The sequence below is a fragment of the Streptomyces sp. NPDC056224 genome (genome assembly GCF_042267665.1).
In the GTDB taxonomy this organism is placed as follows: Bacteria; Actinomycetota; Actinomycetes; order Streptomycetales; family Streptomycetaceae; genus Streptomyces.
In genome coordinates this window covers 40,399-67,322 of sequence record NZ_JBHJTK010000038.1, presented here as the reverse complement: position 1 = coordinate 67,322, position 26,924 = coordinate 40,399, and the positions used below count along the sequence as shown (strand labels likewise).

The following is a 26,924-nucleotide window of genomic DNA, read 5'->3' as shown; positions in this document are numbered from 1 at the left end:
CAGGCGCGAGCAACTCGCGCTCTGGTGACACCGTCACGAACCTTCCGGACGGAAACGCCCGGAATACTGAGAGTCGCTGAGACTCGAAGCAACGGCTGGAGAGGCGACGGCGCCGCGCTCGTCCACGGACTCGCCCGGCTAGCCCTGCGGGAACTCCGTGAGGCGGTTCACCTCGGCCATGTGGCGGCTGAGGCGGTTGTCCGCGGAGCCCGAGGTGTAGAGGACCGTGCCGACGACGGCGCAGGGAAGGGAGAGCAGGAGGACGGCGAGGAGGTCGGCCCAGTCGCGCTCCATGGCACAGGTGGTGCCCTCCGCGTTGGCGTACGACCCCCTCGTGCTCTCGTAGAACACGCGCGAGGTGCACTCCTGGTCGTGCCCCACCGTGTACGGGAGCAGCAGCTGGCAGGCGAGCCAGAGCCAGATCCCCGACGCGGCGGCGATCAGACCGAAGCCCCAGGTCTGCTTGCGGCTCGCCCGCGCGCGGAAGGCGGTGTCGTACACGAGTGCTCTCATCCGGCCGAAACTAGCAGCCGGTTGAGGAGTCCGGTCCTCCTGGACCGGCTGCCCGAAGGCGCTCGGGCGGCGCCGCGTGCGGGTTCCTCCGTCCACGCCGGGTCCTCCGCGCCGGGTCCCCCGCCGCGCCGACGGAAAACAAGGGCCATGTGGGCATTTCGGGCGAGAGGTTGGGGTCGTTGTCCGATCGGTCGTGAGAGACCGGTGAAGCCGAGACGAATGGTGCGTCACAACTGCAGGGGGGACGGCGAGTCTCCTCCGAATACCTGATAGACAGTGGATATTCACGGCCCGACCGGCCGTGTGCCGCTGACGGCTCCTGGGGGGATCGCCGCACTGTGAAGCCGCTTCACCGTCACCTCGTCAACACCTCGCGCAAGGTCCTGTGCACGGCCGCCCTCGCGGCCAGCCTGACCACCGCCGCGGTCGTGACCAACCCGTCGACCGCCGACGCGGGGGAGTCCGAGCCGACCCCGGACAGCCCGCAGGCCGCCGACCGTGGTGATGCACGGCTGGACCTGCCCGGGGACGTCGCCGATCCGCAGGTTCCCCCGAGCGGGACCGCCACGGAGGGGGCCAGCGGGATACCCGCGACCGCCCTCGACGCCTACCAGCGTGCCGAGCTGTCGGTGGCCGCCGCGCTCCCCGGCTGCAAGCTGCCCTGGCAGCTGCTCGCCGGCATCGGCCGGGTCGAGTCCGTGCACGCCTCGGGCTACGGGCTGAAGGCCGACGGCTACACCGAGAAGCCGATCCGCGGCCCCCGCCTCGACGGCAACGGCTTCGCGGAGATCCGCGACACCGACAAGGGCGAGTTCGACGCGGACACCGAGTTCGACCGGGCCGTCGGCCCGCTGCAGTTCATCCCCTCCACCTGGAAGACCTGGGGCGCCGACGGCAACGGCGACGCCAAGCGCGACCCGAACAACATCTACGACGCGGCGCTGGGCGCGGGCCTCTACCTGTGCGCGGGCGACCGGGACCTCTCGGACGCGGCCAAGCTCGACTCGGCGATCCTCAGCTACAACAACTCCCGCGAGTACGTGAACACCGTGCTCGGCTACATGCGGCAGTACCAGGACGGCGGCGCCGCCGAGGTGCCGAACCCGCCCGTGGGCAACTACCCGACGCAGCCGCCGGGCACCCTGCCCACCCCGCAGCCGCAGCAGCAGAAGCCGGCCCCGAAGCCGACGCCCACGCCGACGCCCACGCCGACCCCGACCCCGACGCCCACCCCGACGCCGTCTGCGGCTCCGCACCTGACGGAGCTGTCGGTGCTCGGCGGCCCCGGTCTCACGGCCGAGGCCGGGGCGGCGTTCGCCGAGGTCCCGCGGGTCAAGGCGGTCCTCAGCGACGGCAAGCCCGCCGTCGGGCAGGAGGTCGTCTTCGCGGTCGAGGGCGACACGACCGGCGGCACCGGCTTCCCGCAGGCTCCGGCGAACTCGCTGGTGGTCAAGACGGACGCCCAGGGCATCGCGGCCGCGCCCGGCCTCAAGGCGGGCGCCAAGGAAGGCACCTTCTCCCTGCGGGTCTCGGCCTACGACAAGGCCGGCAAGCTCACGGTGACCTTCACCGGCAAGGTGACGCCGAAGCCGTCCGCCGACCGGCTGGCCCGCCCGGAGGGTTCCAAGCCCCTGGAGGCGGTCGCCGGTACGAGCGTCAAGGGCGTCGAGGTCCTCGCCACGGCCGGCGGCAAGGCCGCCGGGGGAACGGAGACCCGCGCCGAGCTGGTCGTGAAGGACGCGACCGGCACCTGGGTCCCGGTGGACCCGGCGACCGCGAAGGCCCCGTACTTCAAGGACGCGACGGGCAAGAAGACCTTCAGCCTGCCGCTGCTCGTGGCGGGCGCCGACGGCAAGATCGTCCTGCCGGAGCTCTTCACCGACGCGGACCTCCCCGCGGGGACGTACTCCCTGCGGCTGATCACTCCGCAGAACGTGACCCTGGTCCTGGACATCAAGATCACGGCTCCGGCCGCGACGCCGGCCCCGGACGCGACGCCGGTTCCGGCCGAGCCCGGCAAGCCCGCCTGACGCGAACGACCCGGGGCCCGCACCGTGTGAGCACGGTGCGGGCCCCGGGTCGTACCCCCCCGCCCCGTCCGGGACGGGCGGCACAAGGCAGGAGCCCTGCCGCTCTGCTCGCGCAGAGGTGACAGGGCTCCTTGGGTACTGCTTATCCAACCGCGATTAAGGTTGGCCCAGGCGACTAGGCCGGGGTGACGTTCTCCGCCTGCGGGCCCTTCGGACCCTGCGTGACGTCGAAGTTCACCGTCTGGTTCTCCTCCAGGGAGCGGAAGCCAGAGGCGTTGATCGCGGAGTAGTGGACGAAGACATCCGGGCCGCCGCCGTCCTGGGCGATGAAGCCGAAGCCCTTTTCAGCGTTGAACCACTTCACGGTTCCGGTAGCCATGAGCCCTCCTATGGGCCAAAGGGTCGCCCTGCTCCAGAACCTGCTAAGAAGTCTGAAAACTACAAAAGCCTGCGGGTCACATTCTCCGCAGGCCTCGTACTGCAAGGGAAACCAAACTGCAACTTGCGACGAGCCTAGCACGCACCCTCGGGCCGAGACCAGAGGGAAAGATCACGTCACCCGGACGTTTGACACCCGTCGCAAGGCTGACGCGGACACGGGGGCTAGTCTCGCGATGTGGACGTCTATCGCAGCCGGCCCCGCGTCGGCCACATCCAGTTCCTGAACTGCTTGCCCCTCTACTGGGGGCTGGCCCGAACCGGCACGCTGCTGGACCTGGAGCTGACCAAGGACACCCCCGAGAAGCTCAGCGAGCGCCTGGTCCAGGGCGAGCTCGACATCGCCCCGATCACCCTCGTGGAGTTCCTCCGCAACGCCGACCAGCTCGTCGCCTTCCCCGACCTCGCGGTGGGTTGCGACGGCCCCGTGATGTCCTGCGTGATCGTCTCGCAGGTGCCGCTGGAGCAGCTCGACGGGGCCCGCGTCGCCCTCGGCTCCACCTCTCGTACGTCCGTACGCCTCGCCCAGCTGCTGCTCGCGGAGCAGTACGGGGTCCGGCCCGACTACTACACCTGCCCGCCCGACCTGGGCCTGATGATGCAGGAGGCGGACGCGGCGGTACTGATCGGCGACGCCGCGCTGCGCGCCTCCCTCCACGACGCCCCCCGCCTCGGCCTGGCCGTGCACGACCTGGGGCAGATGTGGAAGGAGTGGACCGGGCTGCCGTTCGTCTTCGCCGTATGGGCCGCCCGGAAGGACTACCTCGCCCGCGAGCCCGTCGTCGTGCAGAAGGTCCACGAAGCCTTCCTCGCCTCCCGGGACGTGTCCCTGGAGGAGGTCACCAAGGTCGCCGAGCAGGCGGCCCGCTGGGAGGCATTCGACGCGGAGCTGCTGGAGCGGTACTTCACGACGCTCGACTTCCGCTTCGGGCCGCAGCAGCTGGCCGGTGTAAGGGAATTCGCACGTCGTACGGGACCGACGACCGGGTACCCCTCGGATGTGAACCTGGAACTCCTGAACGCGGCCGTCCCGGAACACTGACGGGTTTACCGGGAATTCGCGCCCTTTTCGCGTTTCCGTATCCGCAAGGGGAATGCGTAGAGGAGTGCGGCATCCGGTACGGCATCCCTTCACCCGCCCCGGCGGGACGGGGCACCCCCTAAGGTGCTGTTCGGTCGGATCAGGGATCCCGGGGGACGGGCCCGGTAGATGGGGGGACGCGATGCAGCCGCTCGAAGCCGGCGAGCCGCGGACCATCGGCGCGTACCGGCTGCTCGGCCGGCTCGGCGCGGGTGGCATGGGCCGGGTCTACCTGGGGCGCAGTGCCGGCGGCCGGACCGTCGCCGTCAAGATCGTGCACCCGCACTTCGCCGCCGACGAGGAATTCCGGGCCCGCTTCCGCCGCGAGGTCGAGGCCGCCCGGCGGGTGGGCGGCGAGTGGACCGCGCCCGTGCTCGACGCGGATCCGGAGGCCCCGGTGCCGTGGGTGGCCACCGGCTACGTCGCGGGCCCGTCCCTGGACCGGGCGCTGGCCGCGCACGGGCCGCTGCCCGAGACCTCGGTACGGGCGATCGGCGCGGGGCTGGCCCGCGCGCTGGCGGCGGTGCACGGGCTGGGCCTCGTACACCGGGACGTCAAGCCGTCGAACGTGATGCTGACCCTCGACGGGCCGCGGCTGATCGACTTCGGGATCGCCCGGGCCACGGACGGCACGGCCTCGCTCACCTCCACCGGGGTCTCCGTCGGCTCACCGGGCTACATGTCGCCCGAGCAGATCCTCGGCAGGGGGGTCACCGGGGCGGCCGACGTGTTCTCGCTGGGGGCGGTACTGGCCTTCGCGGCGACCGGGCGCCCGCCCTTCACCGGGGACAACTCGGCGACCCTCCTCTACAAGGTCGTCCACGAACCGCCCGAGCTCGGCGCGGTCCGAGAAGGGCCGCTGCGCGAGCTGATCGAGGCCTGCCTGGCCAAGACGGCCGCCGGCCGGCCCACCCCCGAGGCGATCGCGGCGGCCCTCGACGGGGCCCTGCTCGGCCCGGGCTGGCTGCCCGCGCCCCTGGTCGAGGAGGCCAGCCGGGCGGCGGTGGCCCTGCTCGACCTGGAGGCCGATGCCGCCGGGGGCGGTACGGATGCCGGAGGCCCCGGCGCCGGCGCGGCGGTCCCGGACGCCCCCTCGGGCCCGGTGCCGTTCACCGCCGCCTCCTACGAAGGCGCCGTCGGCGTCGGCTTCGGGACCCCCGACCCCTCCTACGGGGGCCGGGGCGGGGCGCCCGGGAGTACGCCCGGTCCGTACGGCTCCGGCACGGGCGCCGGCGCGTACGGGGTGTTCGGGGCCCCGACCGAGACGGCGGGCGGCGGCGGCCCGTACGGCTCCCCGTACCCGCCCGCCGGCGGTCCGCTCCCCGGGCAGCGGACCGGCTCGGAGGGGCCGGGGCGGCAGGTCAGCGTCGTCGCTGCGGGCCGCCGCTTCAGCTGCACGCTCGTACTCGCCGCGGCGGCCGTGCTCGCGGTGCTGTCCGGCGGGCTGTACGGGACGGGGCTGCTGCCCGGCCAGGGCGACAAGCACCGGGACACGGCCGACGGCGGGCCGCGCACCTCCGCGTCGGCGCCCCCGCCGGGAGCCACCCCGTCCCCGGCCGCGCCGAGCGGGAGCGGCACGAACGCCCCCAAGGGGACCCGTACCGACGTCCCGGAGCAATTCACCGGCACCTGGAAGGGCACGATCACCACCGCCCGCATGGGGGTCTCCAGCGAGTTCGAGATCACCATCAAGGCCGGCAGGGTCGGCGAGGTCGTCGCCCGGGACAGGTCGGTCCTGGCCGTCCTCGGCACCGACTGCAGCGGTGACTGGAAGCTCTCCTCCGCCACCGACCGCTCACTCGTGCTGGACACCTCCGGCGGCCCCAACCCGGCCCCCGGGATCTGCTCCAACGGCTCCGCCGACGAGCAGTTCACCCTCAACGGGAACGGAACGCTGCACTACAAGTCGGGCGACGGCCCGGCCGGTAACCCCGAGGGCGATCTGACCCGCAGCCCCTGATCGCCGCCCGAGGCCGCTGGCGTAGGCTGGATCGGTCCGTACCTCTTGACACACCGCCGAAAGGTGACGCACCGGTGACCGACCAGGCCGCTCTCCAGTCTGTCCTCGACCGCGCCGCCGCAGGGGGCCGGATCACCAAGGAAGAGGCGCTCGACCTCTACCGCGACGCGCCGCTGCACGCGCTCGGCCAGGCCGCCGACGCGGTGCGCCGCCGTCGCTACGCGGGCACCGAGCACATCGCCACGTACATCATCGAGCGGAACATCAACTACACGAACGTGTGCGTCACGGCGTGCAAGTTCTGCGCCTTCTACGCGGCCCCCAAGGACACGAAGAAGGGCTGGTCCCGCGACCTCGACGACATCCTGCGCCGCTGCGCGGAGACCGTGGAGCTCGGCGGCACGCAGATCATGTTCCAGGGCGGCCACCACCCGGACTACGGCGTCGAGTACTACGAGCACCACTTCTCCGCCATCAAGAAGGCCTTCCCGCAGCTGGTCATCCACTCCCTCGGCGCGTCCGAGGTCGAGCACATGGCCCGGATCTCGGGCGTCTCGGCGGAGGAGGCCATCAAGCGCATCCACGCCGCCGGCCTCGACTCCTTCGCCGGCGCCGGCGCCGAACTGCTGCCGGAGCGCCCGCGCAAGGCGATCGCCCCGCTCAAGGAGTCCGGCGAGCGCTGGCTGGAGATCATGGAGATCGCCCACGAGCTGGGCGTGGAGTCCACTTCCACGATGCTGATGGGCACCGGGGAGACCAACGCCGAGCGCATCGAGCACATCGCGATGATCCGGGACACGCAGGACCGTACGGGCGGCTTCCGCGCCTTCATCCCGTACACGTACCAGCCCGAGAACAACCACCTCAAGGGCCGTACCCAGGCGACGATCTTCGAGTACCTGCGCATGATCGCCATCGCGCGCCTCTTCCTCGACAACATCGCCCACATCCAGGGTTCCTGGCTGACCGTCGGCAAGGAGGCGGGTCAGCTCTCGCTGCACTACGGCGCGGACGACCTCGGCTCGATCATGCTGGAGGAGAACGTCGTCTCCTCGGCCGGCGCCAAGCACCGCTCCAACCGCCAGGAGATCATCGACCTGATCCGCAAGGCGGGCCGCACTCCGGCGCAGCGGGCGACGACCTACGAGCACCTCCTGGTGCACGACGACCCGGCGAACGACCCGGTCGACGACCGCGTCGTGTCGCACATCTCCTCGACCGCCATCGAGGGCGGCACCGCGCACCCCGAGCTGAAGCTCATCTCCACGAACTGATGCGCACGCTGCACACCGCCGGACTCCTCGTCCCGGGACCGGGAGCCGCGCCGCTCGGCGACGGCGCGGTCCTGGTCGAGGGGGACCGGATCGAGGCGCTCGGCCCCTTCGCGGAACTCGCCGCGCGGTATCCGCAGGTGCGGGTCCGGCGGTGGCCCGGGCTGCTCACCCCGGGGCTGCTGGCGCGCGGAGCGGACACGCTGCTGGAGCGGACGTACTACCCGGACGACCCGTACGAGACCGCCGAGCTCGGCACCGACCCGATCAGCGGGGCGGACGCGCTCGGCGCCCTGGAGCTCACCGAGGCGCGCTGGGGCAACAGCGCCCGGCGCGGCACCCAGAAGCTGCTGGCCCGCGGGGTGGTGGCGGTCGCCGGCCGCTTCGCGATCCCCGCGGTGCGCACGGCGGTGGTCCGCTCGGGGCTCACGGTCCTGCCGCCCGCGCCCTACGAGGGGCCGCCCGCCCTGGACCCCCTCCCGGACGCCGTCCGGGGGGACCTCCACGCCGTGCGGGAAGCGGCCGGGCAGGCCTTCCACGGGGTCCTGGAGCCGGGCGCCCCGGCCCGCTTCGCGGTCTTCGCGGTGGCGGACGAGGCCGAACTGCTGTCCCGCGGTGCGACCACCTGCGTGGCCACGGTCATCGGCGGCCGCCTGCTCCACCGCCGCCGCTGAGCCGCTGGTCCTGCGCGCCCTGCCGGGCGAGGGCGGCGAGCAGGCAGGCCTGCAGGCGGCTGATGCCGCCCAGCTTCGTGCGTATGTTGCCGACGTGGAACTTGACCGTGCTGACCGACAGTTGGAGCTCGGCGGCGAGCTCCGCGTTGGAGGCGCCGGTGGCCAGGCACAGGAACACCGCGGACTCCTGCTCCGTCAGCTGGGCCTGCGGCAGCACGGCGGCGTCGTACGAGGGGAACCACGCGGGGACGGTGAAGCTGACGACGCGCACGGTTTCCACTCCTCGCCCCCGGCCGGGCCATCCGATGGCCGGCTCTCCCTGTTAAGGGACGCGCGGGCCGGACAGATAAGTTCCGTTCGCGTCGAACGGCCAGGCATTGGCCTTGCATCCGAGCAGGCCCTTGATCTGCTGCATCATCGCGGGCGCCGCCTGGCCCGGGCCCGGGCAGGTCTCGTGCTCGTGGCCGAGTTCGTGTCCGACCTCGTGGTTGACGATCAGCGCCCGGTACTCCTCGACGGGGCCGCTGAACTGCGGTGATCCCTCCTGCCAGCGCTTGAGGTTGACCACGACGGTGTGCCCGGCACGGCAGTTGGTCTCGCCGATCAGCTCCGGGGTGACCACCTCGCACAGGCGGTCGGTGGTCGTGGGCGTCGCGATCTTCACGGTGAAGTCCACCGGCTCGCCCGGTCCGGCGAGCCGGAAGCCGTACGCCGGGTCCTTGGTCCAGCCGCGCGGGTCCCCGAGGATCGCCTCGACGGAACGGGCGGCGGAGTCCGGGTCGACCCCGGAGCCCTCCTCGACCTCGATCCGCCAGCGCAGGGCGGGCCCCTTGCCGTGGGCCTTGCCGGAGGCGCCGGAGGCCTGGAAGGTGCCCGGCCCGGAGGACGGCACCTGTGGGGAGGGCGCCGCAGGGCTCGGGGCGGCGGGCGTGGGCGATCCCGGGGGCCGGTGCGAGGGGGAGCCGGAGGGCTTCGCCGCGTCGGGGGAGCGCCGGCCGCCCTGCGCGGCCGCGTCCGAGACCTCGGCGGATTCCCCGTCCTGCTGGTCGGGCCGCGCCGCCACGGGCCGACTGTCCGCCGTCGTACCCGCGTCGTCGCCCGGTGCCATCGCGTACGCGGTCGCCGAGACCGCGACGAGGGCCGCCGACCCGAGGACGATCGTGCGCCGCAGCCGCTTGCGTCGCTCGGCCCGGCGCTGCGCACGCGGGCTGAGGCGGGAGCGACCGGTGGAATGGCCTGCCGGCATCGTGAAGCCCTTTGTTCGTGGCGGCCGCCACGGATCCGGCCGCTGGTCAGGGCCCATGATCCAATGGGTGGCCGTCGCCGGGCCGCACCGCCCCCAGTCAACGGTCCCAGGGGCCCCGGGCGTAACTGTCCTTCGGGCCAGTTGTCCGGGTTCCATCCGGGCGTGGGGCGTGTCTCCCCCGTCGTGTCCGGCCTGAGAGGATGGGCGCGTCATCCGCCGATCCGCACGCACACCGAGGGGCGAACACCAGTGACAAGGGCTTCCCTGGACAAGCAGCCGCACGAAGTCGCCTCCATGTTCGACGGCGTCGCGGCGAACTACGACCTCACCAACGACGTCCTCTCCCTCGGCCAGGCCCGGATCTGGCGCAAGGAGGTCGCCAAGGCGGTCGGCGCGCGCCCCGGGCACACGGTCCTCGACCTGGCCGCCGGGACCGCGACCTCCTCGCTGCCGTTCGCCGCGACCGGCGCGTACGTGGTCCCCTGCGACTTCTCGCTGGGCATGCTGCGGGAGGGCAAGAAGAAGCACGCCTGGCTGCCGCTGACCGCCGGGGACGCGACGAAGCTGCCCTTCAGGGACGACGTCTTCGACACCGTGACGATCTCCTTCGGGCTGCGCAACGTCCAGGACACCGACGCGGCGCTGCGCGAGCTGTACCGGGTGACCAAGCCCGGCGGCCAGGTCGTCATCTGCGAGTTCTCGCAGCCCACGTGGGCGCCCTTCCGCACGGTCTACACCGAGTACCTGATGCGGGCCCTGCCGCCGGTCGCCCGCGCGGTCTCGTCCAACCCCGACGCGTACGTGTACCTCGCCGAGTCCATCCGCGAGTGGCCCGACCAGCCCGCGCTGGCGGGGCTGCTGCAGAAGGCCGGCTGGTCCAAGGTGGCCTGGCGCAACCTCAGCGGCGGCATCGTGGCGCTGCACCGGGGCACCAAGGCCTGACCGGTGGACTACCAGAGGCTGCTGGAGCAGATCGCGGCCGACGTCGCCCCGCTGGTGGGCGGCGGCACCCCCGCCGAGTACATCCCGGCGCTCGCGTCCGTGGACCCCGGGCAGTTCGGGATGGCTGTCGCCGACCTCGACGGCAAGGTCTTCGGTGTGGGGGACTGGCAGGTCCCCTTCTCCGTCCAGTCCATCACCAAGGTCTTCGCGCTCGCCCTGGCGCTGGCCGAGGGCGGCGACGCGCTGTGGGAGCGGGTCGGGCGGGAGCCCTCCGGGAACCCGTTCAACTCGCTCGTGCAGCTGGAGTACGAGAACGGCATCCCGCGCAATCCGTTCATCAACGCCGGGGCGCTGGTGGTCACGGACCGGCTCCAGACCCTGACGGGTGACGCGAGCAGTGAACTGCTCGGCTTCCTGCGGGCGGAGAGCGGAAATCCGGACATCGGCTTCGACGCGGAGGTCGCGGCCTCCGAGCAGGAGCACGGCGACCGCAACGCGGCCGTCGCCCACTTCATGGCCTCGTACGGGAACATCGACAACCCGGTGCCGGCGCTGCTGGACCACTACTTCTGGCAGTGTTCGATCGAGATGAGCTGCGCGGACCTCGCCCGTGCCGGGCGCTTCCTGGCGCGGCACGGGCTGCGTGCGGACGGGTCGCGGCTGCTGACGCGCAGTGAGGCGAAGCAGATCAACGCGGTGATGCTGACCTGCGGGACGTACGACGCGGCGGGTGAGTTCGCGTACCGGGTGGGCCTGCCGGGCAAGAGCGGCGTGGGCGGGGGCATCGTGGCGGTCGTGCCGGGCCAGTGCGTGCTGGCCGTCTGGAGCCCGGGCCTGGACCCCCACGGCAACTCGGTGGCGGGCGTGGCGGCCCTGGACCGCTTCACGACCCTGACGGGCCTGTCGGTGTTCTAGGCCCTGTCGGCCGCGCGCCCTGCCGGGGCCCGGCGGGGTCGGGGTCGGCTGCCGGTCCTTTGCGGGGCCCGGCTCCGCTGCCGGTCCTTGGAGGGGGCTTGGCGGGGCCTGGCTCCGCTGCCGGTCCTTTTGCGGCCCGGCCCGGCTGCCGGTCCTTTGCGCGGCCCGGCCCGGCTGCCGGTCCTTTGCGGGCCCGGCTCCGCTGCCGGTCCTTGGAGGGGGCTTGGCGGGGCCTGGCTCCGCTGCCGGTCCTTTTGCGGCCCGGCCCCGGCCGACCCCCGGCCCCGGCCGGGCCTCGGGCCCGTGTCCGGCAACAGGTCCGGACCGGCTTTCCCGGCCGGGCGGACTTTCCCGGCCGGGTCGGCTGCCGCGCGCCGTCCGCGCTCCGCCGCACGTTCGGGTCCTGCCCGGCCGCGCACGGCCCCGTCGGCGATCGAGGCGCGTTCCCGGGCGGAGCCGGTTCCGGGGCGGGGCGTGGGAGGGGCCCCGCGCGGCGGGAGGGTCAGCCGCCCTGGAGGGAGAGTTCGTAGCGGCGGCCGTAGCGGGTGCCGCTCGGGAGGAGGAAGCGTTCCGCCAGGGTCATGCCCAGCCGCTCGGCCACGGCTATCGAGCGGACGTTGTCGTCGTTGATCATGGCCACGACGTGCGGGAGACCGGCCTCCCGGACCCGTTCCAGCGTGGCGAGCGCGGCGGCGTACGCGTAGCCCCGCCCCCAGTACCGGCGGCCCAGCCGCCAGCCGATCTCGATCTCACCGACCGGCCCCCACGCCTTCTCCTCGGGCCACGGCTGCGCGCCGGTGAAACCGATCACCGCGCCCTCCTCGTCCAACAGGGTCCACAGGCAGTAGCCGAGGCGTGCGTCGTGCATGCGCTGGCGCGCGGTGAACTCCTCGTACAGCGACAGCTCGGCGGGCCCGCCGAGGAACTCCATGACCTCGGGGTCGTCGAAGACGCGGTGCCAGGCGCGCGCGTCCTCGTCGGTGGGCACGCGGAGCTGTACGGCGGGGAGCGGCCGGGTCGGCGAGGTGGTCATCGGAGGCAGCCCTTCGGTTCGCGATCTCTCTCGCTGCATAGACTGCACATGTCCGGTGCCGTTGGGCACCCTTTATCGAGTATCGAGCCTTCGGGAGACCCCGCAGTGACCGAGCCCCTCTCCGAACACTCCGCGGACGTGATCGTCGTCGGGGCCGGGCCCGCCGGCTCGACCACCGCCTACTACCTCGCCAAGGCCGGACTGGACGTCCTGCTGCTGGAGAAGACGGCTTTCCCGCGCGAGAAGGTGTGCGGCGACGGACTGACCCCGCGTGCCACCAAGCAGCTGGTGGCGATGGGCATCGACATCTCCGAAGAGGCCGGCTGGCTGCGCAACAAGGGCCTGCGCATCATCGGCGGCGGACAGCGGCTCCAGCTGGACTGGCCGGAACTCGCCTCCTTCCCGGACTACGGACTCGTCCGCAAGCGCGACGACTTCGACGAGACCCTGGCCCGCCAGGCGCAGAAGGCCGGTGCCCGGCTGTACGAGCGCTGCAACGTCGGCGAGCCGGTCCGCGACCCGCGCACCGGGCACATCACCGGCGTACAGGCGAAGCTGGGCGAGGAGAAGACGCCCGTCACCTTCCGCGCCCCGCTGGTCGTCGCCGCCGACGGCAACTCCTCCCGGCTGTCCCTCGCCATGGGCCTGCACCGGCGCGAGGACCGCCCGATGGGCGTCGCCGTCCGTACGTACTTCACCTCGCCCCGGCACGACGACGACTACCTGGAGTCCTGGCTGGAGCTGTGGGACCGGCGCGGTGCGCAGGACCGGCTGCTGCCCGGCTACGGCTGGATCTTCGGCATGGGCGACGGCACGTCCAACGTCGGCCTCGGCATCCTCAACTCCTCCTCCGCCTTCAAGGAGCTGGACTGGCGCGAGGTCCTCAAGGCCTGGTGCGCGTCCATGCCGGAGGACTGGGGCTACACCCCCGAGAACATGACGCAGCCGATCCGCGGCGCGGCCCTGCCGATGGCCTTCAACCGGCAGCCGCACTACACCAAGGGCCTGCTGCTGGTCGGTGACGCGGGCGGCCTCGTCAACCCGTTCAACGGCGAGGGCATCGCCTACGCCATGGAGTCCGGCAAGATCGCGGCCGACGTCATCGTGCAGGCCCACGCCCGGGCCACCCCGGCCCAGCGCGAACTGGCGCTGCACAACTACCCGAAGGTGCTCAAGGAGACCTACGGCGGTTACTACACGCTGGGCCGCGCCTTCGTGAAGCTGATCGGCAACCCGAAGGTCATGAAGGTCGCCGCGCAGCGCGGCCTGACCCACCCGGTGCTGATGAGGTTCACGCTGAAGATGCTGGCCAACCTGACCGACCCGACGGGCGGCGACGCGATGGACCGCATCATCAACGGCCTCTCGAAGGTCGCTCCGAAGGCCTGACCGGGGCTACTCGGCAGAACGGGCGGGCCGGGCGGGGGGTTCCCCGCTGCGGCCCGCTTCCGCGTCCGCGCCGCCGTGCACGGTACGCACGCACTTGGCCAGCAGTACCAGACCGCACAGCAGCAGCGCCCCCGAGGCGCTCCAGCCGAGCCCCAGGGTGAGGGCGCTGCCCGGCTTCTGCCAGGGGCGGGCGGTGGTCAGCAGCCAGCCGCCGACGCCGAGGAGGCCGAGCCCGAGCGCGGCCGGGCCGGCGGTCGGGTCACCGGCGCCGCGGTACTCGTACGGCTTCAGGTCCACAGGACCACCACCTCCAGGTCGAGCGGTCGGAACGCGCCACCGCCGGCTTCATCTTCGCAGGGCTTCGGCCGGTTCGGCACGGGCCGCCCGTCTGGCGGGACAGAGGCCGGCCGGCGGTCCCGCGAGCAGCCCGGCGAGCGGGGCCGCGGAGACCCCGGCGGGGTGGAGCACCGGGTTCCTCTCGCGGACGACGGAGGCGGCGACCACGGTGAGTTCGGCCGGTAGGCGCCGGCCGGGCCGCCGAGCATGCCCAAAGCAGCCGACTCCGTGGTGGATTGTGCCGATACGTACCGGTCCCGTGTGCCGCGTGCGCGGCGCGGCCCGGCTCGCCGGCGCGCTCCGGCACGGCGACGAGGGCGCGGTTCGCGCTCCCGGCCGCGCCGATCACCGGGCAGCTCCCGGCGAACGCGGGCAGGGCCCGCTCAGGACGCCCCACCGGCCGTGCTCCCGTTCGGCTGCTCCGGTGCCGGTGCCGGTGCCGGTGCCGACGAGCCGCAGCTGCGCGGCAGCGCGTCTGTCGGCGTGCACGGCGAACAGGGGTGCGCTCAGGGCGGGAAGGCGCCGACGGGCGCGGGCGGAAGCTCTGCGCCCCGCCCGGGGACGGCGTCGACCTGCCCTTCGCGTTCGGGCTGGACCCGGGGGAGCGGTGCGCCCCGCTGAGCGCTCGACGCACGCTCCGGACCGGCGGCGAGCCCCGCCCGGGGAACGCCGAAGGGCCGGTACTCCACCCCCGAGCGGGGGAGTACCGGCGCTTCGTACATTTTGGACGGTTCAGCCCGGAGAGCTCAACTCAGAGGACGCGGACGGCGCCCGTCGGCTTGTCGTAGCTCAGGGAGCGCTCGACGATGCCGGTGCTGGGGTTCTGCGCGCCGACGAACTTGCCGCCGCCGACGTAGATGGCGACGTGGTACGCGCTGCCCTTGGAGCCCCAGTACAGGATGTCGCCCGGCTGCAGGGCGCTCAGGGAGACCGAGGTGCCGGCGGAGGACTGCGCCTGGGACATGCGCGGCAGGGAGATGCCGGCCTGACGGTAGGCGGCCTGGACGAGGCCCGAGCAGTCGAACGAGGACGGACCGGTGCCGCCCATGACGTACGCCTTGCCGACCTGCGCGCGGGCGAAGTTCACGATGGCGGCGGCGGAGCCGGTCGCCGGGGCGGCCACGGAGGCGCCGGAGCCGTCGCTGGAGGTCGCGCCGGAGGAGGACTTGGTGGACAGCGTGGTCCGGGCGGCGGCGCGGGTCGCGCGCTCGGCCTCGGCCTTGCGGGCCGCCTCCTCCTGGGCCTTCTTCTCGTCGTCGGCCTTCTGCTGGGCGTCTTCCTTGGCCTTCTTCGCCTCGGCGGCGGCGCCGGTGCGGGCGCTCTCCTCCTGGGCGGTCAGTTCGCCCTCGACGGCGGCGGCGCGGGTGTTCTCGGCGGCCGTGGTGACGGCGGAGGAGACCTCGGCGGCAAGGTCCAGGTTGAGGACCGGCATTTCGAGCGTCGTCTCGGCCACGGGCTCGGCGGACGGGGACGCGCTCGCGGTGCCGGCCATGGCCAGGGTGCTGAGTACGCCACCGGCAACTCCGGCGCGGACCGCGAGCTTCGAGGCGCTGCGACGGGGCTTCCGGTGGCTGGGTATGTGAGCGGTGTGGGACATGAGAACAACCGCTATCAGGGCGCCCGGGTTCCCTTCAAGAAACGTGGGCTGCGCCACAGTTGCCCGCGAAAGGCGCTAACCGGGCGCGTCGCGCTCCTTATTGACGCCGTAACGGGCTAAACGGACATGCCTTCACAAGGCTGTGATCATGGGTTATCCGCAATAAGTCCGATTGATCCTCGGCCTACCATCTCGCCGTACAGATGGCCAAGCCCCGTTTCGGAAGCGTCAATTCAGAGTGGCGCAGGTCACAGGAGCGTCACGTTGTGCGGACGCTGTGGCCCGTCCGTGATCTCGCCGTGAACTCCCCGGCCGATTCGTGAACGGATGCACGCGGCCGACGGCGCCCCGGGACCCGCTTCTGCCCCGCGTCCACCTCCGTACACGCGGGCTCCCCCGACCGGGCGACACCGATCCCGATATCACTCCAGTGCCGTGGTTTCCAATTTGCCTGCAGTGACCACCATTTGATAATGCGCGACCCCTCCTACCTGCGGTGACGGGGTCGAATGTCACCTTTGGTAATCATGTGGATGCTTCGCGTATGAAGATCACGGCTCATCGGACTTCATGATCGTTCGCCTGGTGGTGGAGATCACAAACTCGTTGTTGTAACCCGTGTCGCAGATCACAGAGGAGCAGGCATAAGATGCGCACCAGTCCGGCTTGTGAACTGCCTCACATGCAAGCGCTCGATCAAAAGCGTGATCTTCGCGAGGCGGGGCGCGGCGCCGGTGCAGCGGTCCAACGGTCAAGGACGACTGGAAGGAGCGAGGAGCGTGAATGCGTACGCGCCCATCCTCGTGCTCGGCGCCCTCGGCGCAGGGTTTGCGATCTTCTCCGTGGTCATGGCCACGCTGATCGGCCCAAAACGGTACAACCGGGCAAAGCTTGAGGCATACGAGTGCGGCATCGAGCCGACTCCGGTGCCGGCCGGCGGCGGTCGCTTCCCCATCAAGTACTACCTGACGGCGATGCTCTTCATCGTCTTCGACATCGAGGTTGTCTTCCTCTACCCCTGGGCCGTCACCTTCGACTCCCTGGGGATCTTCGGGCTCGTCGAGATGCTGCTCTTCGTGCTCACCGTCTTCGTCGCCTACGCCTACGTGTGGCGCCGCGGCGGCCTGGAATGGGACTGAGGGGCTGAATTTTCCATGGGACTGGAAGAGAAGCTGCCGAGCGGCTTCCTGCTGACCACCGTCGAACAGGCCGCGGGCTGGGTGCGCAAGTCATCCGTCTTCCCCGCGACCTTCGGCCTGGCGTGCTGTGCCATCGAGATGATGACCACCGGAGCGGGCCGGTACGACCTGGCCCGCTTCGGCATGGAGGTCTTCCGCGGCTCGCCGCGCCAGGCCGATCTGATGATCGTGGCGGGCCGGGTCAGCCAGAAGATGGCGCCGGTGCTGCGGCAGGTGTACGACCAGATGCCCGCTCCCAAATGGGTCATCTCCATGGGGGTTTGTGCATCTTCAGGCGGAATGTTCAATAACTACGCGATCGTCCAGGGCGTCGACCACATCGTCCCCGTGGACATCTACCTGCCCGGCTGCCCGCCGCGCCCCGAGATGCTGATGGACGCGATCCTCAAGCTCCACCAGAAGATCCAGGGCTCCAAGCTCGGCGTGAACCGGGAAGAGGCGGCCCGCGAGGCGGAGGAGGCGGCCCTCAAGGCCCTCCCCATCATCGAGATGAAGGGGCTGCTCCGGTGAGCGAGACCCAAGAGCCGGCGAACGGCACCAACGGGGCCAACGGCAACGGCCTCCCCGCCCCGCGCGCGAGCGGCCCCGAGGTCATCGGCGTCCGCAAGGGCATGTTCGGGGCCGCGGAAGGCGGCGACACCAGCGGCTACGGCGGCCTGATCCGCACCGTGGCCCTGCCCGGCGCGACCAGCCGCCCGTACGGGTCCTACTTCGACGAGGTGGCCGACGAACTCGAAGGCGCCCTGGAGGAGCAGGACCTGGTCCCCGAGAACGCCATCGAGAAGACGGTGGTCGACCGGGGCGAGCTCACCTTCCACATCGCCCGCGAGCACCTCGTCCGGGTCGCGGGCATCCTGCGCGACGATCCCGCCCTGCGCTTCGAGCTCTGCACCGGCGTCTCGGGCGTGCACTTCCCGGGGGACAAGGGCCGCGAGCTGCACGCCGTCTACCACCTGCGCTCGCTCACCCACGGCCGCGTCCTGCGCCTGGAGGTGTCCGTACCGGACAGCGACCCGCACGTCCCCTCGCTCGTCCCGGTCTACCCGACCAACGACTGGCACGAGCGCGAGACGTACGACTTCTTCGGCCTGATCTTCGACGGGCACCCGGCCCTCACCCGGATCATGATGCCGGACGACTGGCAGGGCTTCCCGCAGCGCAAGGACTACCCGCTCGGCGGCATCGCCGTCGAGTACAAGGGCGCCCAGATCCCGGCTCCCGACCAGCGGAGGTCGTACAGCTGATGTCCCCCACCTCGAACCACGCAGAGAGCCACGCCTCCTCCCGCGAGACGACCGAGGGCACCGTCTACACCGTCACCGGCGGCGACTGGGACGAGGTCGTCCAGTCCGCGGCCCGCGCGGACGACGAACGCATCGTCGTCAACATGGGCCCCCAGCACCCGTCCACCCACGGAGTGCTCCGCCTGATCCTGGAGATCGACGGCGAGACGGTCACCGAGGCCCGCTGCGGCATCGGCTACCTGCACACCGGCATCGAGAAGAACCTCGAATACCGGAACTGGACGCAGGGCACCACCTTCGTCACGCGCATGGACTACCTGACGCCGTTCTTCAACGAGACGGCGTACTGCCTCGGCGTCGAGAAGCTGCTCGGCATCACCGAGCAGATCCCCGACCGCGCCACCGTCATCCGCGTCCTGCTGATGGAGCTCAACCGGCTCTCCTCCCACCTGGTGTGCATCGCCACCGGCGGCATGGAGCTGGGCGCGACCACGATCATGATCTACGGCTTCCGCGACCGCGAGCTGATCCTCGACGTCTTCGAGCTGATCACCGGCCTGCGCATGAACCACGCGTTCGTCCGCCCCGGCGGCCTCGCGCAGGACCTGCCCCCGGGCGCCGTCGACCAGCTGCGCGACGTCGTGAAGACCATGAAGAAGAACCTGCCGGAGTACGACAAGCTCGCCACCGGCAACCCCATCTTCAAGGCCCGCATGCAGGACGTCGGCTACCTCGACCTCACCGGCTGCATGGCGCTCGGCGCCACCGGCCCGATCCTGCGCTCCGCGGGCCTGCCCCACGACCTGCGCAAGTCGGACCCGTACTGCGGCTACGAGAACTACGAGTTCGACGTGCCGACCACCGACACCTGCGACTCCTACGGACGGTTCCTGATCCGCCTGGAGGAGATGCGCCAGTCACTGCGGATCGTCGAGCAGTGCCTGGACCGGCTGGCGCCGGGACCGGTCATGGTCGCCGACAAGAAGATCGCCTGGCCGGCGCAGCTGGCGATGGGCCCGGACGGCCTCGGCAACTCGCTCGACCACATCAAGAACATCATGGGCACCTCCATGGAGGCCCTCATCCACCACTTCAAGCTGGTGACCGAGGGCTTCCGGGTACCGGCCGGGCAGGCCTACAGCGCCGTCGAGTCGCCGAAGGGCGAGCTCGGCGTGCACGTGGTCTCCGACGGCGGCACCCGCCCGTACCGGGTCCACTTCCGCGACCCGTCCTTCACCAACCTGCAGGCCATGGCCGCGATGTGCGAGGGCGGCCAGGTCGCCGACGTCATCGTCGCCGTCGCCTCCATCGACCCCGTGATGGGAGGCGTCGACCGATGACCGACATCCAGTTGGGGATGCCCCAGCTTCCCGCCCCCGACTTCCCGGCCGAGGTGCGCGCCCGGCTCGAAGCGGACGCACGGGAAGTCATCGCCCGCTACCCCGACAGCCGCTCCGCCCTGCTGCCCCTGCTGCACCTGTGCCAGTCGCAGGAGGGCCACGTCTCGCGCACCGGCATCCGGTTCTGCGCCGACGTACTGGGCCTGACCACCGCCGAGGTCACGGCCGTGGCCACCTTCTACACGATGTACCGGCGCAAGCCCTCCGGGGACTACCAGGTCGGCGTCTGCACGAACACCCTGTGCGCGGTGATGGGCGGCGACGCCATCTTCGAGGAGCTCAAGGAGCACCTCGGGGTCGGCAACAACGAGACCACCCCCGACGGCAAGATCACCCTTGAGCACATCGAGTGCAACGCGGCCTGCGACTTCGCCCCCGTGGTGATGGTCAACTGGGAGTTCTTCGACAACCAGACGCCCGAGTCCGCCAAGGCCATGGTCGACGACCTGCTGGCGGGTCGCGAGGTCTCGCCGACCCGGGGCGCGCCGCTGTGCACCTACAAGGAGACGGCCAGGATCCTGGCCGGCTTCCCGGACGAGCGCGAGGGCGCGGTCGAGGCCACCGGCGGCGCCGGACCCGCCTCCCTGACCGGGCTGCGCATCGCCCGCGGCGAGTCCCCCCACACCCCGATCGTGCACCCGCGCGGCGAGGCTCGTGGCGAGACCACCACCGAGGGAGGGGAGTGATGACGGTGTCGTCTGAACTGAGCAACGGGGGCACCTCGCGGCCGCAGTCCGGCGGAGGGGCCAGCCCCGACAAGCTCCTCGCACCCGTCCTGTCGGCCTTCTGGGACGAGCCCCGGTCGTGGACGCTGGAGACCTACCGGCGCCACGAGGGCTACGAGGGCCTGCGCAAGGCCCTCGCGATGACCCCGGACGACCTCATCGCCTACGTGAAGGACTCGGGTCTGCGCGGCCGCGGCGGCGCGGGCTTCCCCACCGGCATGAAGTGGCAGTTCATCCCGCAGGGCGACGGAAAGCCGCACTACCTCGTCGTGAACGCGGACGAGTCGGAACCGGGAACCTGCAAGGACATCCCCCTTCTCTTCGCCAACCCGCACTCCCTCATCGAGGGAATGATCATCGCCTGCTACGCGATCCGGTCGCAGCACGCCTTCATCTACCTGCGCGGCGAGGTGGTGCCGGTCCTGCGGCGCCTGCACGAGGCGGTGCGCGAGGCGTACGAGGCCGGGTACCTCGGAAAGGACATTCTGGGGAGCGGGCTCGACCTCGACATCACGGTGCACGCGGGGGCGGGCGCGTACATCTGCGGCGAGGAGACGGCTCTGCTCGACTCCCTCGAAGGCCGGCGCGGTCAGCCCCGGCTGCGTCCTCCCTTCCCTGCCGTCGAGGGGCTCTACGCGTGCCCCACTGTCGTCAACAACGTCGAGTCCATCGCCTCGGTTCCCGCGATCCTGAACAAGGGCAAGGACTGGTTCAAGGCGATGGGGACGGAGAAGTCCCCCGGCTTCACGCTGTATTCGCTCTCCGGGCACGTGGCGGGGCCCGGCCAGTACGAGGCCCCGCTGGGGATCACCCTGCGCCAGCTGCTCGACATGAGCGGCGGGATGCGGCCCGGACACCGGCTGAAGTTCTGGACCCCGGGCGGTTCCTCCACCCCGATGTTCACGGACGAGCACCTCGACGTCCCGCTCGACTACGAGGGCGTGGGCGCGGCCGGCTCGATGCTCGGCACCAAGGCCCTCCAGTGCTTCGACGAGACGACCTGCGTGGTGCGGGCCGTCACCCGGTGGACCGAGTTCTACGCCCACGAGTCCTGCGGCAAGTGCACCCCGTGCCGCGAAGGAACGTACTGGCTGGTGCAGCTGCTCCGCGACATCGAGGCAGGCAAGGGCGTCATGTCCGACCTCGACAAGCTGAACGACATCGCCGACAACATCAACGGCAAGTCCTTCTGCGCGCTCGGCGACGGCGCGGCCAGCCCGATCTTCTCCTCGCTCAAGTACTTCCGCGAGGAGTACGAGCGGCACATCACGGGCAAGGGCTGCCCCTTCGACCCCAAGAAGTCGACCCTCTGGGCTGACACGGAGGTGAACGCATGACCGTCGCCAGTAACGCTCCCGCCGGTGGCGGAGGGGCCGCCGGGCCGCCGAAGGACGCCGACGCGGTGTCCCTCACCATCGACGGCATCGAGCTGTCGGTCCCCAAGGGAACCCTCGTCATCCGGGCCGCCGAGCAGCTCGGCATCGAGATCCCCCGGTTCTGCGACCACCCCCTCCTCTCCCCGGCCGGCGCCTGCCGCCAGTGCATCGTCGAGGTCGAGGGCCAGCGCAAGCCGATGGCCTCCTGCACGATCACCTGCACCGACGGCATGGTGGTCAAGACGCAGCTCACCTCCGAGGTCGCCGACAAGTCCCAGCGCGGCGTGATGGAGCTGCTGCTCATCAACCACCCGCTGGACTGCCCGGTCTGCGACAAGGGCGGCGAGTGCCCCCTGCAGAACCAGGCGATGTCCCACGGGAACGCCGAATCGCGTTTCGAGGGCAAGAAGCGCACCTACGAGAAGCCCGTCCCGATCTCCACCCAGGTGCTGCTGGACCGCGAGCGGTGCGTGCTCTGCGCGCGCTGCACCCGCTTCTCCAACGAGATCGCGGGCGACCCGATGATCGAGCTCCTGGAACGCGGCGCGCTCCAGCAGGTCGGCACCGGCGAGGGCGACCCGTTCGAGTCGTACTTCTCCGGCAACACCATCCAGATCTGCCCCGTCGGCGCCCTCACCTCCGCCGCGTACCGCTTCCGCTCCCGCCCCTTCGACCTCGTCTCCTCCCCGAGCGTGTGCGAGCACTGCGCGGGCGGCTGCGCGACCCGGACCGACCACCGCCGCGGCAAGGTGCTGCGCCGGCTCGCCGCGGAGGACCCCGAGGTCAACGAGGAATGGGTCTGCGACAAGGGCCGCTTCGCGTTCCGCTACGCGCAGCAGCGGGACCGGCTCACCACCCCGCTGGTGCGGGGCGCCGCCGGGGTCCTGGAGCCGGCGAGCTGGCCCGAGGCCCTGGAGGCCGCGGCGAACGGGCTGGCCGCCGCGCGCGGCCGGGCCGGAGTGCTGACCGGCGGCCGGCTCACGGTCGAGGACGCCTACGCGTACGCCAAGTTCGCCCGGGTGGTCCTCGACACCAACGACATCGACTTCCGGGCCCGCGTGCACAGCGCGGAGGAGGCCGACTTCCTGGCCGCCACCGTGGCCGGCACCGGCAGGGACCTCGACGGGCGGGGTGTCACGTACACCTCGCTGGAGGCGGCACCCGTGGTGCTGCTCGCCGGCATCGAGGCCGAGGAGGAGGCTCCGGGGGTCTTCCTGCGGCTGCGCAAGGCCCACCGCAAGCGCAAGCAGCGGACCTTCGCCCTCGCGCCGTTCGCCACCCGCGGCCTGGAGAAGGCGGGCGGCACCCTGCTGGCCGCCGCTCCCGGCACCGAGCCCGAGTGGCTCGACGCGCTCGCCTCCCGCACCGGCCTGGAGGCCGGCGGCGCGGAAGCCGCCGACGCGCTGCGGACGCAGGGCGCCGTCATCGTCGTCGGAGAGCGCCTCGCCGGGGTGCCCGGCGCGCTGACCGCCGCCGTACGGGCCGCCACCGCGACCGGGGCCACCCTGGTGTGGATCCCGCGACGGGCCGGTGAGCGCGCCGCCGTCGAGGCCGGTGCGCTGCCGTCGCTGCTGCCCGGCGCCCGTCCGGCCACCGACCCGCGGGCGCGCGACGAGGTCGCCACCGCCTGGGGCCTGGACGATCTCCCGCACCGCTACGGCCGCGACACCGGCCAGATCGTCGAGGCCGCCGCCGGGCGCGAACTGTCCGCCCTGCTCGTGGCGGGCGTCGAGGTCGCGGACCTGCCCGACCCGGCCCGTGCCCGGCTCGCCCTCCAGGAGGCCTTCGTGGTCTCCCTGGAACTGCGGCCCGGCGAGGTCACCGACCACGCCGACGTGGTCCTCCCGGTCGCCGCGGTGGCCGAGAAGGCGGGCACGTTCATCAACTGGGAGGGGAGGGTCCGGCCGTTCGAGGCCGCGCTCAAGCCCGACCAGATGACCCGCCGGCTCGCCCCCGCCGACGCCCGCGTGCTGCACATGCTGGCCGACGCGGCGGACCGGCCGATCGCGCTGCCCGACGTACACGCCGTACGCCGCGAGCTCGACGCGCTCGGCCCGTGGACCGGGGAGCGCGCCGCCGAGCAGTCCGCGGACACCGCGGCGCTGCCCCGTCCGGGAGCGGGCGAGGCGGTACTCGCGGGCCACCGGCTCCTCCTCGACCAGGGCAGGCTCCAGGAGGGCGACGACGCCCTGGCCGGCACCCGGCACGAGGCGAACGCCCGGCTGTCGGCGGCCACGGCCGCCGAGACGGGCGTCAAGAACGGGGACGTCCTCGCGGTCACCGGCCCGGCCGGCTCCGTGGAACTCCCGCTCCGGATCACCGAGATGCCCGACCGGGTGGTCTGGCTCCCGCTGAACTCCACCGGCTCGGGCGTCCTCGCCGACACCGGTGCCCGCCCGGGCACCCTCGTACGCATCGGCCCGGCGACCCCGGCCGGAGCGGGCGACACCACTGCGGAGGTGGGCGCGTGAACGCGGTACACGGTGATCTCGTACAGCTCGCGGCCGAGGACCTGTCCCTGTTCGGCAAGGACGTCTGGTGGCTGGTCGTCGTCAAGGCGGTGTTCTGCTTCGCCTTCCTGATGGTGACCGTCCTCTTCTCCATCGTGTGGGAGCGCAAGGTCGTCGCCTGGATGCAGCTGCGCATCGGCCCCAACCGGCACGGCCCCTGGGGCCTGCTCCAGTCGCTCGCCGACGGCGTCAAGCTGATGCTCAAGGAAGACGTCATCGTCAAGCGGGCCGACAAGGTCGTCTACGTCCTGGCCCCGATCATCGCGGCGATCCCGGCCTTCATGGCGATCGCGGTGATCCCCTTCGGCCCGCCCGGCGACGAGGTCTCCATCTTCGGCCAGCGCACCACGATGCAGCTGACCGACCTGCCCATCGCGATGCTCTACATCCTCGCGGTGGCCTCGGTCGGCATCTACGGCATCGTGCTGGCCGGCTGGTCCTCCGGCTCGACGTACCCGCTCCTCGGCGGCCTGCGCTCCTGCGCGCAGATGATCTCCTACGAGATCGCGATGGGTGCGGCCTTCGCCTCGGTCTTCCTCTACTCCGGGTCGATGTCGACCTCGGCGATCGTCGAAGCCCAGGCGGACCGCTGGTTCATCGTGCTGCTGCCGGTGTCCTTCATCATCTACGTCATCACGATGGTCGGCGAGACGAACCGCGCCCCCTTCGACATGCCGGAGTCCGAGGGCGACCTGGTCGGCGGCTTCAACACCGAGTACTCGTCGATCAAGTTCGCGCTGTTCATGCTCGCCGAGTACGTCAACATGGTCACCGTCTCGGCGGTCTCGGTCACCCTCTTCCTGGGCGGCTGGCGGGCCCCGTACCCGATCAGCACCTTCTGGGAGGGCGCGAACCACGGCTGGTGGCCCATGCTCTGGTTCGTCATCAAGGTCCAGCTGCTGCTGTTCTTCTTCATCTGGCTGCGCGGCACGCTGCCCCGCGTGCGCTACGACCAGCTGATGAAGCTCGGCTGGAAGGTCCTGATCCCCGTCTCCGTGGTCTGGCTGATGATGGTCGCCACCGTCCGGGCGCTGCGCAACGAGGCGTACGACTTCAGCGAGATCGTCCTGTACGTCGGCGGCGCCGTCGTGGCGGTGCTGCTCCTCTCCTTCGTCGCGGACCTCTTCCGCGACAAGCGCGAGAAGGCTTCCGCCGCGGAGGCCGGCGAGGCCGCCGCGGCCGAGCCCTTCGACCCGCTGGCGGGCGGATTCCCCGTACCGCCCAAGCCGGGCCAGCACCTGGCACCCGTACCGCGCCGACGGCCTCGCGGAGAGCGAGAGCTGATTGTCAGTGGCGGAGTGAATACTGACAGTGACCGAGAGGAGGGTTGAGACATGTCTGACGAAAAGTGGCAGAACCCGGTGGCCGGCTTCGGCGTGACCTTCAAGGCCATGTTCAAGAAGCGCCTCACCGAGCAGTACCCGGAGGAGCACAAGACCACCGCCCCGCGCTTCCACGGACGGCACCAGCTCAACCGGCACCCGGACGGTCTGGAGAAGTGCATCGGGTGCGAACTGTGCGCCTGGGCCTGCCCCGCCGACGCCATCTACGTGGAGGGCGCGGACAACACCGAGGAGGAGCGCTACTCCCCGGGCGAGCGGTACGGCGCGGTCTACCAGATCAACTACGCCCGCTGCATCCTGTGCGGGCTGTGCGTCGAGGCGTGCCCGACCAGGGCGCTGACCATGACGAACGAGTTCGAACTGGCCGACTCCAGCCGCGAATCGCTCATCTACACCAAGGAGCAGCTGCTCGCAGGCCTGACCGAGGGCATGGTCGAGGCGCCGCACCCGATGTTTCCCGGCACGGAGGACACGGACTACTACCGCGGACTGGTGACCGGGGCCGCCCCCGGCACGGTCCGGCAAGTGGCCGTCTCCAAGGGCGAGGTGGCCGAGGGCGAGCCCGCGGAAGCCGCCGAGGAGGTGCAGGCATGAGCGCCATCGCCGCAGCCACCCTGACCTCGACGGGCGAGGCGGTCCAGTTCTGGATCCTCGGCGCGGTCGCCGTCATCGGCGCACTCGCGACGATCCTGATGAAGAAGGCCGTGCACAGCGCCCTCAGCCTGGCCGGGACGATGATCGTCCTGGCGGTCTTCTACCTCGCCAACGGGGCGTACTTCCTCGGCGTCGTCCAGGTCATCGTCTACACCGGCGCCATCATGATGCTCTTCCTCTTCGTGGTCATGCTCGTCGGCGTCACCGCCGCCGACTCCCTGAAGGAGACCATCAAGGGGCAGCGCTGGCTGGCGGTCCTGTGCGGGCTCGGCTTCGGCGTCCTGCTGATCGTCGGCATCGGCCACGCCCACCTCACCCAGTTCAACGGGCTCGGCCGGATCAACTCGGCCGGACACGTCGAGGGCCTGGCCGAACTGATCTTCACCAAGTACGTCTTCGCCTTCGAGATCACCGGCGCGCTGCTGATCACCGCGGCCGTCGGCGCGATGGTGCTCACCCACCGCGAGCGCACCGAGCGGGCCGCCACCCAGCGCGAGCTGTCCGAGCGCCGCGTCCGCGAGGGCGTCCAGCTCCCGCCGCTGCCCGCGCCCGGCGTCTACGCCCGGCACAACGCGGTGGACGTGCCCGGCCTGCTGCCGGACGGCACCCCATCCGAGCTGACGGTCAGCAAGACACTGCGCGCCCGCGGCCAGATCCGGGACGTCTCCGGCGAGGCGCTGGACGACCTCAAGGCGCTGGAGCAGCGGTCGGCGGAGCGCCTCGGCCGAGAGGAGGCCTCGAAGTGAATCCGGTCAACTACCTGTACCTGGCGGCCCTGCTGTTCACCATCGGCGCGACCGGTGTGCTGATCCGCAAGAACGCGATCGTGCTGTTCATGTGCATCGAGCTGATGCTCAACGCCTGCAACCTCGCCTTCGTCGCCTTCTCGCGGATGCACGGCAACCTCGACGGCCAGATCATCGCGTTCTTCACGATGGTCGTCGCCGCCGCGGAGGTCGTGGTGGGCCTCGCGATCATCGTGTCGCTGTTCCGTACCCGCCACTCGGCCTCGGTCGACGACGCCAGCCTGATGAAGCTGTAAGGGGCG

At 71.4% G+C, this 26,924-nt stretch carries 26 protein-coding genes; 19 read left to right on the top strand and 7 right to left on the bottom strand.

Features of this window, described 5'->3' with window-relative positions:
- Nucleotides 1–138: 138 nt before the first annotated feature.
- A complete protein-coding gene (locus tag ACFCZ1_RS30640) occupies nt 139–513 on the bottom strand; it encodes a hypothetical protein (protein ID WP_376681517.1) in 375 nt (124 codons plus the stop codon).
- A 338-nt stretch (nt 514–851) separates the two neighbouring features.
- Here ACFCZ1_RS30640 and ACFCZ1_RS30635 point away from each other — a divergent pair, with 338 nt between their 5' ends.
- Nucleotides 852–2,543, top strand: coding sequence for a hypothetical protein (locus tag ACFCZ1_RS30635; RefSeq protein WP_376681516.1), 1,692 nt, complete (start codon nt 852–854; stop codon nt 2,541–2,543).
- A 175-nt stretch (nt 2,544–2,718) separates the two neighbouring features.
- Here ACFCZ1_RS30635 and ACFCZ1_RS30630 read toward each other — a convergent pair whose 3' ends face one another.
- A complete protein-coding gene (locus ACFCZ1_RS30630; RefSeq protein WP_030012116.1) occupies nt 2,719–2,922 on the bottom strand; it encodes a cold-shock protein in 204 nt (67 codons plus the stop codon).
- A 237-nt stretch (nt 2,923–3,159) separates the two neighbouring features.
- Here ACFCZ1_RS30630 and ACFCZ1_RS30625 point away from each other — a divergent pair, with 237 nt between their 5' ends.
- From ACFCZ1_RS30625 to ACFCZ1_RS30610, 4 genes are all read left to right on the top strand, one after another.
- Nucleotides 3,160–4,023: a menaquinone biosynthetic enzyme MqnA/MqnD family protein gene (locus ACFCZ1_RS30625; protein ID WP_376681515.1), complete on the top strand. Its 864-nt coding sequence runs from the start codon at nt 3,160–3,162 to the stop codon at nt 4,021–4,023.
- Between the two features lie 181 nt (nt 4,024–4,204).
- A complete protein-coding gene (locus tag ACFCZ1_RS30620; RefSeq protein WP_376681514.1) occupies nt 4,205–6,022 on the top strand; it encodes a serine/threonine-protein kinase in 1,818 nt (605 codons plus the stop codon).
- 74 nt (nt 6,023–6,096) lie between these two features.
- Nucleotides 6,097–7,296: a cyclic dehypoxanthinyl futalosine synthase gene (gene mqnC / locus ACFCZ1_RS30615; RefSeq protein ID WP_376681513.1), complete on the top strand. Its 1,200-nt coding sequence runs from the start codon at nt 6,097–6,099 to the stop codon at nt 7,294–7,296.
- The gene (locus ACFCZ1_RS30610) at nt 7,296–7,967 is read left to right on the top strand and encodes a hypothetical protein (RefSeq protein WP_376681512.1); all 672 of its coding nucleotides are present in this window, start codon (nt 7,296–7,298) and stop codon (nt 7,965–7,967) included. Before mqnC ends, ACFCZ1_RS30610 begins: the two co-directional genes overlap by 1 nt.
- Here the strand turns inward: ACFCZ1_RS30610 and ACFCZ1_RS30605 are convergent.
- Both ACFCZ1_RS30605 and ACFCZ1_RS30600 read right to left on the bottom strand, forming a co-directional pair.
- Nucleotides 7,933–8,238 (bottom strand): response regulator transcription factor, encoded by a 306-nt coding sequence (locus ACFCZ1_RS30605; RefSeq protein WP_376681511.1) that lies wholly within the window; start codon nt 8,236–8,238, stop codon nt 7,933–7,935. The two genes, ACFCZ1_RS30610 and ACFCZ1_RS30605, sit on opposite strands and share 35 nt — an antisense overlap.
- A 51-nt stretch (nt 8,239–8,289) precedes the next feature.
- Nucleotides 8,290–9,213, bottom strand: a complete 924-nt coding sequence (locus tag ACFCZ1_RS30600; protein WP_376681510.1) for a DUF3152 domain-containing protein — start codon at nt 9,211–9,213, stop codon at nt 8,290–8,292.
- Nucleotides 9,214–9,462: 249 nt separating this feature from the next.
- Here ACFCZ1_RS30600 and ACFCZ1_RS30595 point away from each other — a divergent pair, with 249 nt between their 5' ends.
- Both ACFCZ1_RS30595 and ACFCZ1_RS30590 read left to right on the top strand, forming a co-directional pair.
- Nucleotides 9,463–10,155 carry a demethylmenaquinone methyltransferase gene (locus ACFCZ1_RS30595; RefSeq protein ID WP_376681509.1) on the top strand — a complete coding sequence of 231 codons (693 nt, stop codon included), beginning with the start codon at nt 9,463–9,465 and terminating at the stop codon, nt 10,153–10,155.
- Nucleotides 10,156–10,158: 3 nt separating this feature from the next.
- Entirely contained in the window at nt 10,159–11,070 is a 912-nt protein-coding gene (locus ACFCZ1_RS30590; protein ID WP_376681508.1) for a glutaminase, read from the top strand.
- 502 nt (nt 11,071–11,572) lie between these two features.
- Here ACFCZ1_RS30590 and ACFCZ1_RS30585 read toward each other — a convergent pair.
- The gene (locus ACFCZ1_RS30585) at nt 11,573–12,103 is read right to left on the bottom strand and encodes a GNAT family N-acetyltransferase (protein WP_376681507.1); all 531 of its coding nucleotides are present in this window, start codon (nt 12,101–12,103) and stop codon (nt 11,573–11,575) included.
- 105 nt (nt 12,104–12,208) lie between these two features.
- Between ACFCZ1_RS30585 and ACFCZ1_RS30580 the strand changes: the two genes are divergently transcribed.
- Nucleotides 12,209–13,492, top strand: coding sequence for a geranylgeranyl reductase family protein (locus ACFCZ1_RS30580; RefSeq protein ID WP_376681506.1), 1,284 nt, complete (start codon nt 12,209–12,211; stop codon nt 13,490–13,492).
- Nucleotides 13,493–13,498: 6 nt separating this feature from the next.
- On the opposite strand, the gene ACFCZ1_RS30575 is transcribed toward ACFCZ1_RS30580, so the two are convergent.
- Together ACFCZ1_RS30575 and ACFCZ1_RS30570 are read right to left on the bottom strand one after the other, a co-directional pair.
- On the bottom strand, nt 13,499–13,789 hold the full coding sequence (locus ACFCZ1_RS30575; RefSeq protein ID WP_376681505.1) for a hypothetical protein: 291 nt from the start codon (nt 13,787–13,789) through the stop codon (nt 13,499–13,501).
- 790 nt (nt 13,790–14,579) lie between these two features.
- Complete coding sequence (locus ACFCZ1_RS30570; RefSeq protein ID WP_376681504.1) at nt 14,580–15,425, bottom strand: C40 family peptidase; 846 nt, start codon at nt 15,423–15,425, stop codon at nt 14,580–14,582.
- A 779-nt stretch (nt 15,426–16,204) separates the two neighbouring features.
- Between ACFCZ1_RS30570 and ACFCZ1_RS30565 the strand changes: the two genes are divergently transcribed.
- The 11 genes from ACFCZ1_RS30565 to nuoK are packed head-to-tail and all read left to right on the top strand — an operon-like array spanning nt 16,205 to nt 26,918.
- Nucleotides 16,205–16,564, top strand: a complete 360-nt coding sequence (locus ACFCZ1_RS30565; RefSeq protein ID WP_008738438.1) for an NADH-quinone oxidoreductase subunit A — start codon at nt 16,205–16,207, stop codon at nt 16,562–16,564.
- A 15-nt stretch (nt 16,565–16,579) separates the two neighbouring features.
- The gene (locus tag ACFCZ1_RS30560; protein ID WP_030010012.1) at nt 16,580–17,134 is read left to right on the top strand and encodes an NADH-quinone oxidoreductase subunit B family protein; all 555 of its coding nucleotides are present in this window, start codon (nt 16,580–16,582) and stop codon (nt 17,132–17,134) included.
- On the top strand, nt 17,131–17,868 hold the full coding sequence (locus tag ACFCZ1_RS30555; RefSeq protein WP_376681503.1) for an NADH-quinone oxidoreductase subunit C: 738 nt from the start codon (nt 17,131–17,133) through the stop codon (nt 17,866–17,868). The genes ACFCZ1_RS30560 and ACFCZ1_RS30555 overlap by 4 nt, the downstream gene beginning before the upstream one ends.
- Nucleotides 17,868–19,208: an NADH-quinone oxidoreductase subunit D gene (locus ACFCZ1_RS30550; protein ID WP_376681502.1), complete on the top strand. Its 1,341-nt coding sequence runs from the start codon at nt 17,868–17,870 to the stop codon at nt 19,206–19,208. Before ACFCZ1_RS30555 ends, ACFCZ1_RS30550 begins: the two co-directional genes overlap by 1 nt.
- A complete protein-coding gene (gene nuoE, locus ACFCZ1_RS30545) occupies nt 19,205–19,954 on the top strand; it encodes an NADH-quinone oxidoreductase subunit NuoE (RefSeq protein ID WP_376681501.1) in 750 nt (249 codons plus the stop codon). The genes ACFCZ1_RS30550 and nuoE overlap by 4 nt, the downstream gene beginning before the upstream one ends.
- On the top strand, nt 19,954–21,330 hold the full coding sequence (gene nuoF / locus ACFCZ1_RS30540; protein ID WP_376681500.1) for an NADH-quinone oxidoreductase subunit NuoF: 1,377 nt from the start codon (nt 19,954–19,956) through the stop codon (nt 21,328–21,330). Before nuoE ends, nuoF begins: the two co-directional genes overlap by 1 nt.
- Nucleotides 21,327–23,840, top strand: coding sequence for an NADH-quinone oxidoreductase subunit G (locus ACFCZ1_RS30535; protein ID WP_376681499.1), 2,514 nt, complete (start codon nt 21,327–21,329; stop codon nt 23,838–23,840). The genes nuoF and ACFCZ1_RS30535 overlap by 4 nt, the downstream gene beginning before the upstream one ends.
- A complete protein-coding gene (gene nuoH / locus ACFCZ1_RS30530; RefSeq protein ID WP_376681498.1) occupies nt 23,837–25,210 on the top strand; it encodes an NADH-quinone oxidoreductase subunit NuoH in 1,374 nt (457 codons plus the stop codon). Before ACFCZ1_RS30535 ends, nuoH begins: the two co-directional genes overlap by 4 nt.
- A gap of 3 nt (nt 25,211–25,213) precedes the next feature.
- A complete protein-coding gene (gene nuoI, locus ACFCZ1_RS30525; protein ID WP_376681497.1) occupies nt 25,214–25,816 on the top strand; it encodes an NADH-quinone oxidoreductase subunit NuoI in 603 nt (200 codons plus the stop codon).
- Nucleotides 25,813–26,622 carry an NADH-quinone oxidoreductase subunit J gene (locus tag ACFCZ1_RS30520; RefSeq protein ID WP_376681496.1) on the top strand — a complete coding sequence of 270 codons (810 nt, stop codon included), beginning with the start codon at nt 25,813–25,815 and terminating at the stop codon, nt 26,620–26,622. Before nuoI ends, ACFCZ1_RS30520 begins: the two co-directional genes overlap by 4 nt.
- Nucleotides 26,619–26,918, top strand: coding sequence for an NADH-quinone oxidoreductase subunit NuoK (gene nuoK, locus ACFCZ1_RS30515; RefSeq protein ID WP_327415750.1), 300 nt, complete (start codon nt 26,619–26,621; stop codon nt 26,916–26,918). The genes ACFCZ1_RS30520 and nuoK overlap by 4 nt, the downstream gene beginning before the upstream one ends.
- Nucleotides 26,919–26,924: the final 6 nt, after the last annotated feature.